The organism is Albidovulum denitrificans, assembly GCF_002973535.1.
GTDB lineage: Bacteria > Pseudomonadota > Alphaproteobacteria > Rhodobacterales > Rhodobacteraceae > Albidovulum > Albidovulum denitrificans.
Window position 1 is genome coordinate 19228 of sequence record NZ_PVEP01000009.1, and the last position, 17960, is coordinate 37187.

The window sequence follows — 17960 nt, forward strand, 5'->3', positions numbered from 1 at the left end:
CATGGCTGATCCCCAAATGACCGATCCGCAGACGGACACTGAGCCGGACTACAAGGTTGAGCGGCCCAAGCCGAAGATGACCCGGCAGCAAATGCTTGGCATGGGCGCACTGTTGGCAGGCGCGAGCCTTGCGGCGCTCTGGACGGTCTGGCCTTCCAGCCGCGCCATCCCCAATGTGGAGACCTCAGCCGTCGAAGAATTCCAGGATCAGGCGGGCGGCTCGCCCTTCGGAGCGATTGAGCCGGGACCGGAATCGAAGGCCACCGGGGATGGATTTTCTGACATCGAAGGCGAACTGGCCTCACAGCGCGAAGACCTGGAAGCGCGGAACGCCACGCTCCAGTCCGAGGTCGAACGGCTACAACGCGAACTGGGTGATCTTGCCGACAGGGCTGATGCCGAGAAGGACCAGACCGCGAAGGAACTGGCGCTCGCCCTCGAAGAGGCGCAGTCGCAGAACCTCGCCCTGATGGAAGACATGCGGCGGCAGTTTGATCAGGAGATCGCCGTCCTGAAAGCAAGCGCCGACACCGCGGGCGCTGCGGAAGCCCAACGCGAGGCTGAGCTCGCGGCCAAGCGTGCCGAGCGCGAAGCGCAGCTTGCTGCCCGCGTGGCCTCGCCTTCGGTCGTCTTCGACGATGGTCAGAAGGGTGGCGCGGGGGATGCCGGTATGGGGATGCCCGAGGCCGCAGCCGAGGGCCGAGATGCGGCAGGTCGGGATTTCGTGCAGTCAGGGAGGGAAGCCACCGCCACCGAAGTGAGCCAGGTGATCGCCAATCCGTCGAACACCGTCCTTCAGGGCACGATGATCGAAGCGACCCTCGAGAATGCAGTCGACTCGAGCCTGCCTGGCCAGATTACAGCGATCGTAACCCGGCCGGTCTGGTCCTTCGATCAGGCGCAGATCCTGATCCCCGCCGGATCGCGCCTCTTCGGTGATTATTCCTCGGACGTGGCCATCGGCCAGGGCCGCATTCTTGTGGCCTGGACACGGCTTGTCACCCCGGATGGGCAGTCCGTGCAGATGGAAGCTTTCGGTGGCGATGCCCAAGGACGCTCCGGCCTCACCGGCAAGGTCAACACGCGCTTCGGTGCGCGGTTCGGGTCGGCTGCGCTCATTTCCCTTCTCGGGGCCGCCCCCGCCATCGCCGCCGCGAAATACACCGACGAGATCAGTTCCGACACGGCCGAGAGCATAGGCGAGGACCTGAGCGTTGCCATGGGCTCAGCGGTCGAGGCCTACACGAGCCTGCCGCCGATCATCACGGTAGCCCCTGGAGCCGCAATCACGGTCATGGTCGATCGCGATCTGGAAATCTGGTGATGGATGATCGGCCGAGTTTCCTCGGCACCTACCTGACCCCGATTGCACCCCTGTTTATGCGAGACGATCTGTTGGAGGTGGCAATCAACCCCGACGGAAAGGTCTGGATCGAGCGGAAGGGCGCGACGCACATGGAGCGGGTCGCGCATTTGTCCATCGACCGGACCCTGTCGTCCAACCTTGGCCAGGCCATTGCTTCTGCCGTCGGCGTGCAGTTCTCCGACAGGAAGCCGACCGTCTCCGGAAAGATCGTCTGGGGCGACATGGCGATCCGGGCGCAGATTGTTGCACCGCCCATCGTGGAAGGCGGGATGGCCATCACCTTCCGGCCGTTCAAGGTCGCGGCCGATCAGCTGATCGAGCCACGGCTCTTGCATAGTGGTCTCGTTGACCTCGACGCCAAGCGTCGGGAAAGGGCAGGGGAGGCGATGAAACTGGTCGAGGCCGGGCAGGTCGTCGAGGCCATGCGGCTTTGTGTCGAAGTGCGCATGAACATCCTGATCTCTGGCGGGACATCCACCGGCAAGACGACCTTCGCTCGGTCGCTGTTGTCGATGGTGGACCCGGCGGAGCGGATTCTGACCATCGAGGATGCCTACGAGCTGTTTCCCCGTCAGGAGAACGCGGTCGCACTCAAGGCGGATCGTAGTGCCCAAGGTGAACGGACGCCTGCGCGGCTGCTGGAAGCGTCGCTCCGGATGCGGCCGGATCGGATCATTCTGGGCGAACTGCGGGGCGAGGAAAGCCGGACCTTTCTCGAAGCGATCAACACTGGGCACGGTGGGTCGTTCACAACAATCCATGCAGACACAGCACGGAAGGCGATTGATCGGTTGGCAATCATGGTCATGGCCGCCGGGCTGGGCATGGGCTTCGAGGAGGTGAAGCGGTACTGCGAGGGGAGCGTGGATTTGGTGGTGCAGCTTTCGAGGGAAGGCGGGCGGCGTGGGGTGGCGGAGATACTGTGCCTTTGAGGATCGCGAAGGGCGGAAAGCGGACCTTCGCGCCTTGCATACGTCAACGTTCAAGAGCATCTTCGCCCAGCGTTGGCGGATGCAACTCGCTGCCGGTCCGAACCATCGAACGTCTGACGAGCACCAAAGCAGGTCAATGAAATCGGCGGTGGGCTATGGAATGTCTGCGAGCGGATAGCCCCATGCGCCTTCCCATCCGCAGGCTTTCGCTGCGCAGAAGGCGGCATGTTGGAGAACCTGTTCTGGAGTATCTCCGCGCAATCTCGCCACAAGGTAGCCCGCGATGAAGGCATCGCCTGCGCCCATCGTGTCGACCACCGTGGCGGGCACAATTGGCTGTTCGATGCGGGTCTGACCATTGGCCCAGACTGCCCCCTTGTCGCCGCGCGTCACGCAGACGGTGTCCGGCCCAAGATCGAGAACCTGCCCGATGAGGGCGCTGACCGCGGTGTCCTGCAGCCCGGCGCCGGAGAGGAAGGCGGTGGTCACATGGGGGCAGACCTGCTCCAGATAGGCCGGGTCGTGCAGGGTCGAGAAATCGAAGGACACCTCGCGCGCAGAAGCCCGGATGCGGGGCAGTTCGGGTTCCAGATAGCTGAAGCAGCTGGAATGGACATGGCCCTTCGCCGCGATCAGCGCGAGGTCATCCTCGTCCATCCTGAGCATCAGCTTGCGCCGGATGCCGCCCCGGTTCGACGCGACGAAGACCCGGTCTCCGTCCGCATCATGCGTGACCTGCGCCTTGCCGTTCGGCCCTTCTACCCGGCGCAGATGGGCGGTCGAGAGGCCTTCGGCGGCCATGCAGGCGCGGACATGATCGCCCTCACGGTCATTCCCGACGATGCCCATGTAGGCCACGTCGGAAAGCCCGAAGCGGCGGGCCAGAACGGCCACGTTCAGCGCGTTGCCGCCGGGGAAGAACTCGCCCCGGTCAAGGTAGAGGTCGACGACATTGTCGCCGATGCAGAGAAGTCCGTTCGTCATGCTGGCTCCGTCCTGGAGGGGGCAGGACTGGCCCGCCCCCTGACCTTTCGTCAATAGTCCATCTTCCACATGTAGCGCCGCACGGTCAGCGGATGGCCGCGGCTGTCGGCCAGCTTGTCGCAATAGACGCGCAGGAGCGTGCCGAAGGCCATGTGCTCGACATGTTCCACGACCTCGGGATCGATCACGCCGAGGCCCAGTTCCTCGGCGCAGAGCGTGGTCACGCGCTGGCTGTACTTAGTCACGAAATCCAACCCCCGGTCATCCATCTTGCGGCTTGCGCCAAGGCCGCGCAGCACGATGAAGGGCACGTCGAAATCGGTGATCTCGAAGGGTCCGTGGAAGTATTCGCCCGCGTGGATGCCGGCGGAATGGATCCACTGCATCTCCTGGAAGATGCAGATCGCGTAGGAGTAGGCCGTCGCATAGTTGGCCCCGGCACCCATCGTGTAGATCACTGGCTCGCGTTTCATCGCTTCGGCGAAGGTCGCGATGCGGTCGGCGTGGGCGGCTATGGCGCTGTCGATCAGGGCCGGAAGGGCGGTCAGCGCCGTGTCCAGCTTCTGCGCCAGGGGGTTGCCTTCACGTGCGGCCAGGATGCCGAAGGTCAGTCGGGCCATGACGGCGGCGGAATGGTCGGGCGCGAACGTCTTGGGGGCGTGGGTGTAATAGACTGGGAACTCAACCGCTTCATCCAGCGGGCTGCCGGGCAGATTGGTCAGCGCGATGGTCAGCGCGCCCTTGGCACGGGCGAAGCGGGCGGCGTCGACCGTTTCAGGCGTGGTGCCGGAGTGCGAACACAGGATCACAGCCGAGGTTGGCCCCAGCCGTGCCGGGTTGCGGGCCATGAACTCGGCGGCGTTCAGCGCGTGGCCGGCGATGGTTTTCGCATGGCGGTCGACCGCATACTGGTTCGGCAGCATCAGCGCATAGGACCCGCCGCAGGCGACGAAATAGATCTCGGTCAGTGCAGGCCGGGCCTTTGCGGCGGCAAGAGCGGCGGCGATCTGCGCCTCGGTCGGGAAGGGTTTGTCGGTCATCTGGTCCTCTCATCAGGCAAGGTTGGGCCGGTCCCGGAAACGGCGTTCCGGGGGGCGGCAGGTCGGCAATGGGTTGGGCGCTACTGGGGAAAGCCCCCCGGATGGCCACAGCAGGCGGCAGCGCAGGTGTGGCCCGCTGCCATGGCCTTGGGCACCGAGGCCCCGTTGAGACGCGCGGCCAGAAAGCCCGCGATGTAAGCGTCGCCAGCGCCGGTGGTGTCGACTGGGGTGATCGCCGGGGCAGCGGCGCGGAAAGTCTGTCCGCCGATCAGGGCAAGACTGCCCCGTGCGCCCAGCGTGACGACGGCCCCCTTTGCGCCTTGCGCCACCAGTTCCGCAGCGCGCGCCTCGGCATGGTCGGCCTGCGCTTCGGACAACGAAGCAAAGGCGATGGTCAGCCCCTCCACATCCAGATCCTCCGGCGCCGCGTTCACCGAGACATCCTGCGACAGGCTGACCCCGTCACGCGCCAGCACCCGGCGCGCATGGCCGCCATCCTGCAGCCAGCCGATATGGACATGCCGGGCCGCCGAGAGCGCACGCAGGCGGGCGGCATCGGGCACCCAGCCCGCGCAAGCCCCGAAATCCTCGGTCAGGATGGTGCGGTTTCCGTCAGGGGCAACGGTCAGGCAGGTGACGGAGGTCGGCGGCTGGCGCCGTTCCACCAGCGATACATCCACATCCTTCACGGCCAGCGCGGCAAGCACCCGGTCGCCGTCGGCCTCTCCTGTCGGCCCCACGGCCCCGCAATAGGCCGTGCTCAGGCCAAGCATGGCCGTCTGCACCGCGACGTTGACGGCATTGCCACCCACCAGATCAGCCGTGACCGCACCGGTCAGCCGGTCGATGCAGTTGTCGCCCAGGGCTATCAGGTCGAACGTGGTCATCCGATCGTCGCCCCGCGCGAGGCCATGTTGTCCTTCAGGTCATGCCAGGCAAGGACCGGGCGGCGATACCAGGTCTGGCCGTGGAAGAAGGGGCGTGTTTCCAGCTCCAGCCCGTCAAGCGCGGTCTCGCCGCCCTTGCCCAGCATCTTCTGCGCCAGCTTCATCCCAAGGTAGGACGACATGGCGACGCCGGTGCCGTTGTAACCGATGGCATAACCCATACGGCCGTGCAGCCCGACATGCGGCAGGTGGCTGAAGGTGGCGCCGACAAAGCCGGTCCAGACATGGGCGATCTTCACGCCCTCCAGCTGCGGGAAGAGCCGAAGGATGTTGCGACGCACCCGCGGCAGGCAGGCCGCGACATCGTCCACCTTCACCGGAACCACGGTGCCAATCACCACCCGGTCGCCGTCGGGCGAGGGCCGGTGATAGGTCACGTTCATCCGGGTGTCATAGACCATCGACGCCCGGGGATAGAGCGCACGAACCGCTGCAGGGTCCATCGCTTCGGTCGCCGTCACCACCGAGGCCAGCGACACCACCCGCCGCCGCATCCACTTTGACGCGCCGTCGGTGTAGCCGTCGGTTGCCATCACCAGGTGTGCTGCGCGGACCGTGCGGATTCCGGCAAGACAGGTGATGTGGTCGCCCTGGTCCTCGATCTGCGACACCCGGGTCTTGGGCGCAAAGCGCACACCTGCCGCAAGGCAGAGCCGCACGAGTTCCGCGACCAGCCGCCCGGGGTGCAGGCTGGCCCAGTCCGGCAGATGCACCCCGCCATGAAACTGCGGCGAGGCGACGAAATCGCTGACACGGGCCTTCGGGATTTCCTCTCCCTCTACCCCGAGCCGTGCATTCTGGCGCAGGAAGTGGCGCAGGCCCTCCATCCGGTCGGGGCGATGCGCGCCGATGAAATGGCCGCAGACGCTGTAATTGCAGGCGATGCCCTCTTCCGCCACGAACCGGCGCAAGTGACGATGCGCTTCGATCCCGGTCGACAGGATGGCCCGCGCACGATCCTCGCCATACTTCGCGATGAAATCGTCCAGGTCCGGCTTCATTTCCGAGGAAACCTGCCCGCCGTTCCGGGTGGAACACCCCCAGCCGATCTCTCCCGCGTCGCAGACCACGACCTGCCGTCCGCCGCGCGCCAGATGCAGCGCGGTGTAAAGGCCGGTGAAGCCCGAGCCGACCACCAGCACGTCCTCGCGCGGCTCGACCGTCGAGGCGGGGACCTGTGGCAAGGCCATCTCGGCCCGCCAGAGGGGGGTGTCGCTGTGTCCCTGGAAGGCGTCCATCTCAGTAGGCCACGCGCTTGTAGTAGCGGCGCGTCACCAGCGGGTGGTTCCGCATCACCTCCAGATGCGCCGAAAGCCGTTCCAGCACGGTGGCCAAAAGCGCCGGGGCCAGCAAAGCCCGCAGGTCAGCCGACAGGCCGGTGGTCGCCAGGTCGCGGGTGTCGAGCACGGTCAGCTTGTCGGTATACCCCTTGGCAAAGGCGATCACCCGGTCGGTCAGCGGGCGGGTTTCATCCTCGCCCGCGAAGACCAAGACCGAGACGCCCTTTTCCACCAGTTCCAGCGTGCCGTGGAAGAAGTCCGAGGCATGGACCGGCCGGGTGCGGATCCACTGCATCTCTTCCAGGATGCACATGCCGTAGTAGTAGGCTTCGGGCCAGGCCGCGCCCGAGCCGGTGATGATATGCCAGCCATCGGCGGCAATCGCCCGGGCCAGCGCATCGGCGCGCGGCTCGAACGCTTGTTTCACTGCCAGAAGCTGTTGCGGCAGGCCCGCGAGTTCGCCGGTGATCCGGTCAAGGTCCGACCGCTCGCCCCGCGCCTGCATCGCCGCCAGGGCCGCCACCAGCGAGGTGACGTAGAACATCTCGCACGAGGTGTCGTCCTCGGCAAAGTTGACAAAGCTGTGGTCGGCCCCCTTGGCCAGCGGCGTGTCGGCGTGGCCGGTGATCGAGATCACGGTGGCCCCGCGCGCCTTGACGTACTCCATCGCCGCGATGCTTTCCTTGGTCGTGCCGGAGAGCGACGGCATGATGACCACCGACTTCGGCCCCAGCGCCACGTGGCCGGTCAGCACGACTTCGGCGCAGAGGACGTTGTGGCAGGGCAGCTTGGACGCACGGCGCATCAGGTCGGTCGCCGGCTGCATCAGGATGCCCGCGCCGCCCGACCCCATGAAGAAGAGGCTGTCGGCCCCCTCGGCCACCAGCCGCCCGACCACTGCGCCAAGGTCGCGGGCGATGGTCACGGTCCCGGTCTGGATGCGCAGGAAGCGGGCGGGGTCGAAGTTCAGCATGGTCTTTCCTTTCGAGAACCAGTTGGGCGGATCAGAGCCGAAGGCCGCTGTCGCCGGAAAAAAGATGCGCGCGGCCCGGCTGGGGCTGCACGGTCAGGCCGCCGTCCGCGGCAAAGTCATGCTCGCCGTCCAGCTGCACGGTCAGGCTCTGGCCGTCGGGCAGGCGGGCATAGGCATAGGTCACGCCGCCCAGCCGCTCACTGGCCTGCACCTGCACCGGCGCACCGGGTCCGGCGGCCAGATGCTCGGGCCGGATGCCAAGGGTGACTTCGGCGCCAATCACGGGCAGATGGTCGACCGCCACATCGCAGACCAGACCGGCGGCATCGACGCGGGCCTGTCCAGCCACGGTCGCCGTCACCCGCGCCTTCAGGAGGTTCATCTTCGGGCTGCCGATGAAACCCGCGACGAAGGTGTTGGCGGGGCGGCGGTAGATCTCCAGCGGCGCGCCGATCTGTTCGACCAGCCCGTCGCGCAAGACGACGATCTTGTCGGCCAGCGTCATCGCTTCGATCTGGTCGTGGGTGACGTAGACCATCGTCGCCTGCAATTCGCGGTGCAGCTGCGCCAGTTCGATCCGCATCTGCAGCCGGAGGCTGGCATCGAGGTTCGACAGGGGCTCATCGAAGAGAAAGACCTTGGGGTTGCGCACGATGGCCCGGCCGATGGCAACGCGCTGGCGCTGGCCGCCGGAAAGCTCTTTCGGCAACCGCTTCAGCAGCGGGCCAAGTTGCAGGATTTCGGCCGCCCGGGCGATCTTGCGCGCGGCCTCGTCCTTCGGCGTCTTCGCCACCTTCAGCGCGAAGCCCATGTTCTGTTCCACGGTCTTGTGCGGGTAAAGCGCGTAGGACTGGAACACCATCGCGATGCCCCGATCCGCCGGGCGCACGTCGTTCATCCGCTGGCCGTCGATCACCAGGTCGCCCCGGCTGATCGTCTCCAGCCCCGCGATCATCCGCAGAAGCGTGGACTTGCCGCAGCCCGACGGGCCGACGATCACCACGAACTCGCGTTCGGCGATGTCGATGTCGATGCCGCGCACGGCCTCATAGGTTCCGTATCGCTTGGCGATACCCTTGATCTGCATGTAGGCCATTGGCGAACTCATTTGACGGCGCCGCTGGTCAGCCCGCCGACGAACTGGCGCTGCATGACCAGGAAGGTCGCAAGGATGGGAAGGATGGAAAGAGCCAGTCCGGCCATGAGAACGCCCCAGTCGGCCCTCAGGGCGACGGCAAAGCTCATCACGCCGATGGTTACGGTCTTGACGGATTCGCTTTCGACGAAGGTCAGCGCGAAGATGAACTCGTTCCAGACCCGCATCGCCGAGATCAGACCGGCCGAGGCCAGGATAGGGCGGCAGAGCGGCAGGTAGACCTCGCGGAAGATGCGCGCCTCGCCCGCCCCGTCCATCAACGCGGCCTCGCGCAGTTCGCCCGGGATGCCGGTCATGTAGGCGCGGATCAGGAAAGTGGTGAAGGGCAGCCCGAAGGCCACGTTCGGCAGGATCAGTGCGAAGTAGGTGTTGTAAAGCCCGGTTTCGGCCATGACACGGAAGAGCGGGATCAGGCTGACCTCGGGCGGCAGGATCGCGCCCCCAAGGATCAGCGTGTAGATCGCCGCCTTGGCCCGGAAGTTCAGCACAACCAGCGCATAGGCCGCCATCGTGGCCAGCGAAAGCTCGACTACCACCGTCGCCGTGGTGACGACCAGCGAGTTCAAGAGATAGCGCGAGATGCCGTAGTTCCACGCGGTTGAGAAGTTCTCCCAGTGCCAGATCTTCGGCAGGCCCCAGGTGGCGGCGAACATGTCGTTCGTCGTCTTGAAGGCGTTCAGAAACAGCCAGATCATCGGGTAGACGCAGATCACCGCTAGTGTCAGGAAGACGGCCCAGAGAATGACGCGATTCAGCACGGCAAGGGCGGGGAAGGAACGCGCTGTTGCCATGTCAGCGGTCCTTCTGCAGCTTGATCTGCACCAGACCGATGGTCAGCGCGATGAAGAAGATCACCGTGGCGATGGTCGAGGAGTATCCTATCATGTCGTCGCGGAAGGCGGCGCGATACATCATGGTGCCCAGGACCTCGGACGAATGGTTCGGCCCGCCCGCCGTCATCACCCAGACGATGTCGAACACTTTGAGCGAGCCGAGGATGGTGATGATGGTGACGATCAGTATCGTCTCGCGCACGCCGGGCACGGTGATATGCCAGAACTGCTGCACACCCGACGCGCCGTCGATCTCCATCGCCTCGTAAAGATCGCGTGGCACAGCCCGAATGGCGACCATGAAGAGGGCCATGATGTAGCCGGTCCACTGCCACTGGCTGACGAAGATCACCGCAAAGATGGCGGTGTCCGGCTCGCCCAGCCAGGCCCGCGACCAGCTGGCCAGCCCGGTTTCCCACAGGATCTGGTCGATCAGGCCGGTGGTCGGTGTCAGCAATAGCTGCCAGACCAGACCAACCACGACCACGGGAAGGATCGACGGCAGGAACAGCGCAGTTCGGAACAGGTTGGCCGAGAAGTCAGGGAAGATCCGTGCCTCCAACACGGCGGCCAGCACCAGCGCAATGCCGACCTGACAGGTGACCGAGATCACCGCGTACACGGCGTTGTTGGTTAGCGCGGTGGTGAACTTGGGGTCGCTCCACAGGCGCAGGTAGTTGTTCAAGCCGACAAAGTCCCAGTCCAGCGACATCGCCGAGAAGGAAAACAGGCTGAAGCGAATGTTCGTCAGCGCCGGTCCATAGACGAAGATCACCAGGAACAGCAGCGCCGGCGCGACCCAGAGCCAGCCTTGCAGGCTTTGCCGCCACGTCGCACGGCTATGGTCGGACCTGTCGGTCATCGGTCAGTCCTGTGAGAGAGGGGGAACTGGGCCGGGCGACCTACTGGCCGCCCGACGTTGGTCCAGCGCGGGAGCTTATCGCTGGGCCAGCGTTTCCTTGGCGGCGGCGCGCACCTTTTCCATCACGGCTTCCGGCGTCTCATCACCCGACAGAAGGCCCTGCCCCGCGGCCAGGATCACGTTGGCCGAGGCGGTGTCCATGTCGGTATCCAGCCACAGCGCCATCCCGGCGGCATCTTCCAGCGCCTTCAGCCCGGCCAGCGTTTCCGGGGTGGTGGTCTCTTCCGTCACCGAGCCGATCACGGCCGAGGTCATGCCGGTCGTCGAGACATACTTGGCCGCCTGTTCAGGCGAGGTGAGGAAGTTCAGGAATGCCAGCGCCTCTTCAGGGTGCTCCGTCTTGGCGGAGATCAGGAACCCGTCCGGCGCGCCCGTCAGAAGATCGTTGCGGCCCGCGGCACCCTCCATCGGCGGCAGCGGGAAGAAGCCCCAGCCCTGCTCGGCCACCGGCGTGTCGGCCAGCATGTAGAACTCGACCAGCTCCAGGTAGACCATGGCCGAGCGGCCGGCGATGAAGGCGCCGCGCGCCTGCTGGTGCGAGATCGCATTGGCGCCGCTGTTGAAATAGCCCTTGTCGCCGAAGGACTTGTACAGCGCCAGCGCCTCGACATAGCCGGGGTGGGTGTAAAGCTGGTCGGCCGGGGCCAGAAGCTGGTAGTCGGCCTGGCGCACCTCGTCGGGGACCATCTTGGCGAAGAGGTCGCCGATGTAGTGGGTGGCCGCCCAGGGCGCCTGGTTGCCATAGGCGATCGGCACTTCCCCTGCCGCCAGAAGCGCGTCGTTCAGCGCGATGAATTCGGCGAAGGTGGTCGGCACGGAAAGGCCGTGCTTTTCGAAGATCGCCTTGTTGTAGATCATGTATTTGCTGTCGACGTTCACCGGGATGCCGAACTGTTTGCCCTCGAACTGGAAGGGCTCCAGCGAGGCGGCGGCGAAGCGGCCCTGCCATTCCGGGCCCTTCAGCGCCTCGGTCAGGTCCAGCGTGCGGCCCTCGCGGGCGAACTTGCGGCCGAACTCGCCCGACCAGGAGAAGTAGATGTCCGGCACCTGGTCCGAGGCCATCAGGACGCGGATCTTGTCCTTGTAGGGCTCGTCCGCCACCGCCTCCATTACGATGTCGATGGTGGGGTTGGCCGCTTCGAACTCGGCCACTGCGGCGTCGAAGTAGGCCATGTTCTCAGGCTCGGGGAACTTGTGCAGGAAACTGACCACGGTCTTGTCCTGGGCCAGCCCCGGCAGCGATGCCAGGATTCCGGTCGCCAGTGCGGTCACGGCGAGAAGGTGCTTCATCGAACTCTCCCTTGTTGGTTGACCGGACTATACCAGTTTGCCCGGTTTGGTTAGCATTGGTATATTGGTATCCATACCAAGTGGACCAAGGCAACGATTTTCTTGCTGGAACCTGCGATTCTTCGTGCTGCATTGCAGCGTTTCGCGACATTGACTGGCTTTTCTGTTGCCTCGCGAAGCGCGTTGGTATAGTCATTTTAGCTGACAACCCGTGCCGCCCCCGGAAAATCGGGGCATTTTCAACGCTCGCCCTGCTGTCGGTGTATACCAAATGCCCATCCCTACCTTCATCAGTCAGGATCAGCGCCCCGGCTCGGCCTTGACCCGAGTCCATCTGCTTTTGCGAAATCTCATGCTGGAAACCGGCATGTCGCACGGCGACCGTATCCCGTCCGAGCGGGAACTGGCTGAGCGATTCGGGATCTCGCGCATGACCGTGCGCAAGGCGCTGAACCAGCTTGTCGACGCGGGGCATCTGGAACGGCGCGGCACGGCAGGCACCTTCCTGCCGGAACCCGCCGTCGTGCGACCCTTGTCCAAGCGGGTCTCGACGGCGATCTCGGAAGTGGTGGGACAGGCCGGTCACAAGCCCGGCGCGCGCCTGCTGTTCTTCGAACAGGCGCAGGCCGATGCCAATATCGCGCGCCGGCTGCAGCTTGACGAGGGCGCCGCGGTCATCGTGATCAAGCGGCTTCGCCTTTCGGACGCCGTGCCCTTCTGCGTCGAAACCAGCTACCTGCCGCAACATCGCATCCCCGGGCTTGTCGCCGCCGATGTTTTCGCTGTGCCATCGCTTTATGCCCTTTTGCGCGAACGCTTTGGCATGACCTTCGCAACTTCGGACTTCCACGTCAGCGTTGCCGCTGCGCCGGAGATCGAGGCAGACCTTCTTGGCCTTGCCCCGGGAGTAGGCGCCCTTGCCATGCGCTCGACTGTCTATGACCGCGACGGTCAACCGGCCGAATTCTTGATTTCCTGGAACCACCCCGACCGCGTTGCGTTCGAATCTCTGCGCGATGATACAGGCCCGGTGAAGAGTGTTTTCACCGACTGGGCGAGTCCAACGCTTTGAAGGCATGACTGCGAAGCGTCATTGTCCGCTTTGGGCCGTATTTGCCCGTAGGAGCATGCGGTGAGGTTCAGCGGCCAAGCTCCGCTTAGACCCGAGCCGGCAATTTCCGTGTGCGCTTGGCGCTCTTCGCAATTTCCCGAAACACCCGTGCCGCTTCTCCGAAGACCTCGGCACCCGCAGGTCCAGCGGACGCACTCAACCCTGACAGCTTCCCGACAGGCGCTAGCCTGCTATCCGCCCCGCCCCCTTGTATTGTCGGCAACGCTTTCCCTTTCCGCGCCCGATCAATCGGCCCGAAGTGCCGATCCTCGTAGTACCGGATGTGCCGCGCCCGGATTGGATACTGCCCTTCTGGCAGAACCAACACCTCATCCAGTGGAAACCGCAGCACCTCGTTCGCCGAAATCAACGGCCGCTCCTCGGACCGCCTGCTGACATTGGCGCTGTCCTCCAAGGCTCGAACCCGCGACTGGCTTTCAGTCACGGCGGTGATGGTAGAGCGCCCCAAGGCATTCGACAGGACCTCGGCGGTCCGGTCATCCTGCGGCGTCATGTAGATCTGCACGCCGGCACCTCCCTGCAGGGAGCGGCGCCCAGTCTCGCCATAGATGTCATCGAGGCCGGGAATGGTCTGGGAGATGATGAAGAACCGGCCGCCGAAGCTGCGGATGGTCTTGATGGAAGAGAGCACGAGAGGCTGACGTCCGAGCTGGTCGAATTCATCCATCAGGAACATGACAGCGTGGGGTTCGTCTGGTCCCGGCTCACGGCGCTGGAGAGAGGCGATGGCATCCGCGAAGAGGAGGCGGACGAGAGGGGCCAGAGTTTTCAGGTGCTCTGGCTGAACAACGATATAGAGGCTTTGGGGATCGCGGCGGAAGGTCGAGAAGTCGAAGTCGCTGGCTGAGGTCACCCGGTCCACTGCGGGGTCATTCCAAAGCTCGAGCCCGGATCCCTGGATGACGGACACATAGGCCCCGAGGGTCTTTTCCGGGACGTCAGCCATCTCGAGGAAGGTACGGGAGACGATCGGGATGTTCGTGGTCTCGGCAATGGCCGTGTAGCTCTTCTTCTTGTCGCCACCCCCGGCCATGATCTCGCCAGCAAAACCCAAGGTCGGGCGGCGCTGTTCGATTGCATAGAGGCAAGACGCGATGAAGAGCCGCTTGCCCGTATTGAAGAAGCTTTGTGCGCTTTCGCCTTCCGGAATGAGGAAGAGGTCAGCCATCGAGTTCAGCGCAGTGTACTGACGCTCGGCGGAGGGCAGAGCGGCGATCCGGGCGAGCGGGTTGAACCGATGCGAGCCACGGTCCTCATCGAAGGGCGAGAAATACCAGATGCTGTTTTTGAGCCCATGCTTGCGGTGGATGGAGGTCTTCGCGAAGTTCTCGCCCTTTACGTCGAGGATGATCGCCGAGCCTGAGAAGTGGAGGAGGTTCGGGATGACGAAGCCAACGCCTTTCCCGCGGCCGGTAGGCGCGATCATCATCGCATGGGGGAAGCGGTCGGGCGGCGCCATCACGAAGGGCGCGTCAGATTTCGGGAGGCCGAGCTTGCCGAAGATGAAACCGTTCTGATCGAGGGTTCCGACCATGTGGTTGCGCTTCAACTCGCGGCGCGACTGGAAATGTGAGTCGTCATACTGGTTCAGCCGCCCGCGATGTACGCCGGCTAATCCGACGAGCGTAAGGGCGACCGTCACAGCACCGGTGATGATCAATGCGCCCTGCAGGACCGACGGCCGGGCGGCGAGGTCGGCCCAGGCGTAGCGCAGGAACCAGGGGCCCATGGGGCTCAGGGTGTCGAGGCTCTCCCGGAAGGCAGTCATCACATAGATCGTGGCCAGCATGCATCCGATGTAGAGACCGGTCAGCAGGCCAAGGAGCAGCGCCAGCGGATATCGCCAGGCGGTGTCGAGATTCGAGAGCATGGGTCTATCCTCAGAGTTCGTGGCCGGTGTCGCGCTCGACGGCGCGATCGCGCTGTCCCAGTTCGGCGGCGCGATGCTGCGCCCGTGCCAGGTCCGCCCAGGGTCCGACCTCGCTCGACTGATGGAGGTCGCCTTCGTTCTTCAGTTCATGCGCGACGGCGGCCCGAAGCGCTGGATCTCGGACCTGCTCGTTGAGCGGTGCGAGATCGCCGGACCGGACACGGTCGAGATCCTCGGGTTTCAGGGTGTCGTGCAGGCGATCAACGATGGCTTCCAGCGCGGGCACCTCGGAGAGCCTCATATGGCGATCGGCGGTCAGCAACTGGTCGCGCGCTACGGCCTCGGTCAACTCCGGCGTTAGGTTGAAAGCGGCGACTTCTGCCCGAACCTCCTGCCCGAGCGCGCGCTCCGTTTCCATCCAGAACACCTTTTGCATCGTGTTCGGCTGTTCGGTGATCCAACTCGCCCGCTGGCCTTCGCTACGCTCGGCCAAACTGAAGCGAGCGACCATTTCCTCGACAGACGTGCCCGCTATGCGAAGCTCATCTTCCCGGATCGAGAACAGCGCCGTCAGCCGCTCGCCGATCTCGTCGCGAACATGGGCTAGAGACGCGCGTAGACCTTCATCAAGAGAAACGCCCTCGGTCTGACCCTGCTGCATCCGCGCAAGCGAGGCGAGGGTCGGGTTGTGGTAGGGATCGGTGTTCCGATCGGCGAGTTGCGCATGCTCTGCCAAGAGGATGCTGTCGGGCGCGAGTTGCAGGGAGGCGCGCGCCTGTTCGGCAAAGCTCCGTTCAAGGTCAACCCGCTCGGCTGAGGGTTCCATGGCACGAATTGCCTCCCAAGCCTCGGTGGCGGAAGCGATCATCTCGCTGCGCGCAGCTTCAATCCGTGTAGCGGGGTCGCCTTCGGCATGAAGCGAGTGATCGGGCATCAGGGGAACTCCTTGTCTGAGAGCGGCGGCAGAGGCGCCAAGCGCCCGGGCCAGCCGGGAAAGGTAGGAAGAGGTGCCCGCCTCGGCGCCGGTTGCAGCGGCAAGACCAGCAAGGTCACCCAAGGTTTCGTACTCACGGGCAAAGCCCTGCATCGCGGCAAGCCGTCGGCTCCGCTCCCCGTCGGACAGCGGCGGCGGGGGAGGGGGTGCAGCCTTCCCACCGTCTCGCGATGCGCGTAATTCGGACTGGCGCGGCGGGTTCTCGATGATGCCGCGGGAAAGGCGCGAAGAGGCGAGGATGTTCAGCCCATGCGATTGACTGATCTCGGCGTGAAGCTCGCGCATCACATCGAAGTTCAGTGCGGTATGCCGACAGATTGATAGGAACCGGCCTTCCTCGATGCCATGCTTGTCGACCACGAAATGCGCATGCAGATGGTCGGTGTCCTTGTGCAGGGCAGCGACATAGCGCCAGACATCCCCATACTCACCGGACCCGAACACGGCTTGTCCCCATTCCCGCGCGATAACTTCGGCGCGCTCGGCGTCCACCCCGCGCGGGAAACTCAGAACGATGTGATCGGCATGTCCCCGGCGCGGCGCGCCGGTCCAGGTCGAAGACCAGATGTCCGCCGTCCGCTCCGTTCGGGCAGGATCGAAATCACGCTCATAGCCCGCCAGATTGCACCAAGTGCTCTGTACCCCCTCTTCCCGGGCCACATAGTCAAGAAGGCGCTTCAGCTCCTGCGAGGTACGGGCACTGCCGCCTGCGATGCGTTTGACGACCGACTGCCAGCCGCGTGGTCCACCCGCGTTGCGCAAAAGCGCCCGGGTCTGACGTTCCTTGCGCGTGCCTAGACGGGAGGATGAGCCGTCGCCGCCGCCCCGCCCACGATGCCGATCATCGAGAACATGACCGAGAACCAGATCCTCAACGGAAGGCGACCGGGTCATTTCGGCACCTCGGCAGAAGCGTCAGTGGCCAGAACGTAAGGAGAGGATTGATCACCAAGTCCTTGCTTGGCCCTCAGTGCTGAGAGCAGGTGGACCACCTCTTCAACAAGGTCATCGACCCGCACCCCGACCTTCCGCACCAGGGCGGCATCGCGGGCATTCCAGGTCAGACGCCCAACCGCCCCCAGACGGGCGATCTGGTTGAGGTTGTTGCCGACTGCCGACAACTCCCGCCTGGCTGCAGCGATGGCCTCCAGCTCGTCTGCCTGGATGGCCAGACGATCGGTTGCCTGTCTGACCAGATGCCTGACTGCCTCGGAAACCGTCAGCCCGCTGGCCTCGGCAACCGCCTGAAAGGCTGCATGCTCGTCTTCCGTGATGCGGATGTTCAGCTTCACCGAAAGCCGCCGCACCTCCTTCCGGTCAAGGTTGCCCTTGATCCGTGACAGCGCCTGGCGGGAACGGCCCATCGACCTCGCCACGGCCGCGACGCTCTCGCCAGCAAGTAGCCGCGCCGTGATGGCAGCAGTCTCGGCAGAGGTCAGGCGCGAACGTGGCATTGCATCATTACATATGTTTTGCAGTCGTTGCGCATCACGTACCACACACCACCGTTCCTGCCAACCGTCCTCACCGGCCGGTTTCCGCTCCTCCGAAGAGGAGCCCGCGTGCGGAAACCGGACAGCCGGTGAGGACTCAATATGGCGTCAGGGGTCGGCGGCTGGTTCGCCGACTGCATCCCTGCGCCCCGGCCATCAGGCCTCCGTTTGACGCGAGACCAAACGGGTCGAGCGCCTAGAAAGCTTGGGCTTTGCTGACGTGTGCGGTCCCTCCATGAGGGACTGCCGGGAAAGGCCCGACGATCGGAAGGAAGCGTTTCCCGGGAAGGAAAGGCGGCGTGCGGAGGTGCCGGCACGTGCGGTGCCTGGGTCGACCGATTAAGAAGCGTCCTGCGCAAGAAGTCTCGCGGCCGAGCAGTACAGCATCAGAGTTGCGCCCGTCGAACCGGTCAACAGGTCGACAGGCAAACTTGCCGAATGGTCGGCATGCAGCCGTGCCGCAGTTCAGGTAGGCATCCACAACGGCCCATTGATGCCCGGCCCTCCCACTCATGCGAACAGGCTCATAAGGCAGGTATGTAGTCTGTCACCAATGCAGGCATGCAGACATGCAAACCGTCACACGGGCCGGAATGCCAGCGGGGAGTTATACTACCTTAAGAATGGACAGCGATGGACTGGGACGAACCATATGCGGGGCGCCAAATGTTGAGGAACCAAGGAGGTTTAACTATGGCGATACACAACCTTAAGAAACATATTGTTGACGCTTGTACAACCTTATGGA

The 17960-nt window shown here is 64.5% G+C and carries 15 protein-coding genes; 3 read left to right on the forward strand and 12 right to left on the reverse strand.

The window, feature by feature from the left end:
• Position 1 precedes the first annotated feature (1 nt).
• Complete coding sequence (locus LX70_RS16520; protein WP_105515914.1) at positions 2 to 1324, forward strand: TrbI/VirB10 family protein; 1323 nt, start codon at positions 2 to 4, stop codon at positions 1322 to 1324.
• Positions 1324 to 2298: an ATPase, T2SS/T4P/T4SS family gene (locus LX70_RS16525; RefSeq protein ID WP_105515915.1), complete on the forward strand. Its 975-nt coding sequence runs from the start codon at positions 1324 to 1326 to the stop codon at positions 2296 to 2298. Before LX70_RS16520 ends, LX70_RS16525 begins: the two co-directional genes overlap by 1 nt.
• Positions 2299 to 2451: 153 nt before the next feature.
• Here LX70_RS16525 and LX70_RS16530 read toward each other — a convergent pair whose 3' ends face one another.
• The 9 genes from LX70_RS16530 to LX70_RS16570 form a co-directional block, all read right to left on the reverse strand.
• Positions 2452 to 3282: a PfkB family carbohydrate kinase gene (locus tag LX70_RS16530; RefSeq protein ID WP_105515916.1), complete on the reverse strand. Its 831-nt coding sequence runs from the start codon at positions 3280 to 3282 to the stop codon at positions 2452 to 2454.
• 50 nt (positions 3283 to 3332) lie between these two features.
• Positions 3333 to 4322, reverse strand: a complete 990-nt coding sequence (locus LX70_RS16535; RefSeq protein ID WP_105515917.1) for an SIS domain-containing protein — start codon at positions 4320 to 4322, stop codon at positions 3333 to 3335.
• A gap of 80 nt (positions 4323 to 4402) precedes the next feature.
• On the reverse strand, positions 4403 to 5209 hold the full coding sequence (locus tag LX70_RS16540; RefSeq protein WP_105515918.1) for a PfkB family carbohydrate kinase: 807 nt from the start codon (positions 5207 to 5209) through the stop codon (positions 4403 to 4405).
• Entirely contained in the window at positions 5206 to 6507 is a 1302-nt protein-coding gene (locus LX70_RS16545; RefSeq protein WP_105515919.1) for an NAD(P)/FAD-dependent oxidoreductase, read from the reverse strand. The genes LX70_RS16540 and LX70_RS16545 overlap by 4 nt, the downstream gene beginning before the upstream one ends.
• Position 6508: 1 nt before the next feature.
• Positions 6509 to 7522, reverse strand: a complete 1014-nt coding sequence (locus LX70_RS16550) for an SIS domain-containing protein (protein ID WP_105515920.1) — start codon at positions 7520 to 7522, stop codon at positions 6509 to 6511.
• 31 nt (positions 7523 to 7553) lie between these two features.
• Positions 7554 to 8618, reverse strand: a complete 1065-nt coding sequence (locus LX70_RS16555; RefSeq protein ID WP_105515921.1) for an ABC transporter ATP-binding protein — start codon at positions 8616 to 8618, stop codon at positions 7554 to 7556.
• 8 nt (positions 8619 to 8626) lie between these two features.
• Positions 8627 to 9469: a carbohydrate ABC transporter permease gene (locus tag LX70_RS16560; RefSeq protein WP_105515922.1), complete on the reverse strand. Its 843-nt coding sequence runs from the start codon at positions 9467 to 9469 to the stop codon at positions 8627 to 8629.
• A gap of 1 nt (position 9470) precedes the next feature.
• Entirely contained in the window at positions 9471 to 10373 is a 903-nt protein-coding gene (locus LX70_RS16565) for a carbohydrate ABC transporter permease (protein WP_105515923.1), read from the reverse strand.
• Positions 10374 to 10448: 75 nt separating this feature from the next.
• Positions 10449 to 11723, reverse strand: coding sequence for an ABC transporter substrate-binding protein (locus tag LX70_RS16570; RefSeq protein WP_105515924.1), 1275 nt, complete (start codon positions 11721 to 11723; stop codon positions 10449 to 10451).
• Between the two features lie 211 nt (positions 11724 to 11934).
• Here LX70_RS16570 and LX70_RS16575 point away from each other — a divergent pair, with 211 nt between their 5' ends.
• A complete protein-coding gene (locus tag LX70_RS16575; RefSeq protein WP_146111634.1) occupies positions 11935 to 12795 on the forward strand; it encodes a GntR family transcriptional regulator in 861 nt (286 codons plus the stop codon).
• 85 nt (positions 12796 to 12880) lie between these two features.
• On the opposite strand, the gene LX70_RS16580 is transcribed toward LX70_RS16575, so the two are convergent.
• From LX70_RS16580 to LX70_RS16590, 3 genes are read right to left on the reverse strand one after another with little or no spacing between them, the layout of a single operon-like run.
• A complete protein-coding gene (locus tag LX70_RS16580; protein WP_105515926.1) occupies positions 12881 to 14725 on the reverse strand; it encodes a type IV secretory system conjugative DNA transfer family protein in 1845 nt (614 codons plus the stop codon).
• 10 nt (positions 14726 to 14735) lie between these two features.
• Positions 14736 to 16613 carry a relaxase/mobilization nuclease domain-containing protein gene (locus LX70_RS16585; RefSeq protein WP_105515927.1) on the reverse strand — a complete coding sequence of 626 codons (1878 nt, stop codon included), beginning with the start codon at positions 16611 to 16613 and terminating at the stop codon, positions 14736 to 14738.
• Positions 16610 to 17173, reverse strand: coding sequence for a plasmid mobilization protein (locus LX70_RS16590; RefSeq protein WP_146111635.1), 564 nt, complete (start codon positions 17171 to 17173; stop codon positions 16610 to 16612). Before LX70_RS16590 ends, LX70_RS16585 begins: the two co-directional genes overlap by 4 nt.
• Positions 17174 to 17960 lie beyond the last annotated feature (787 nt).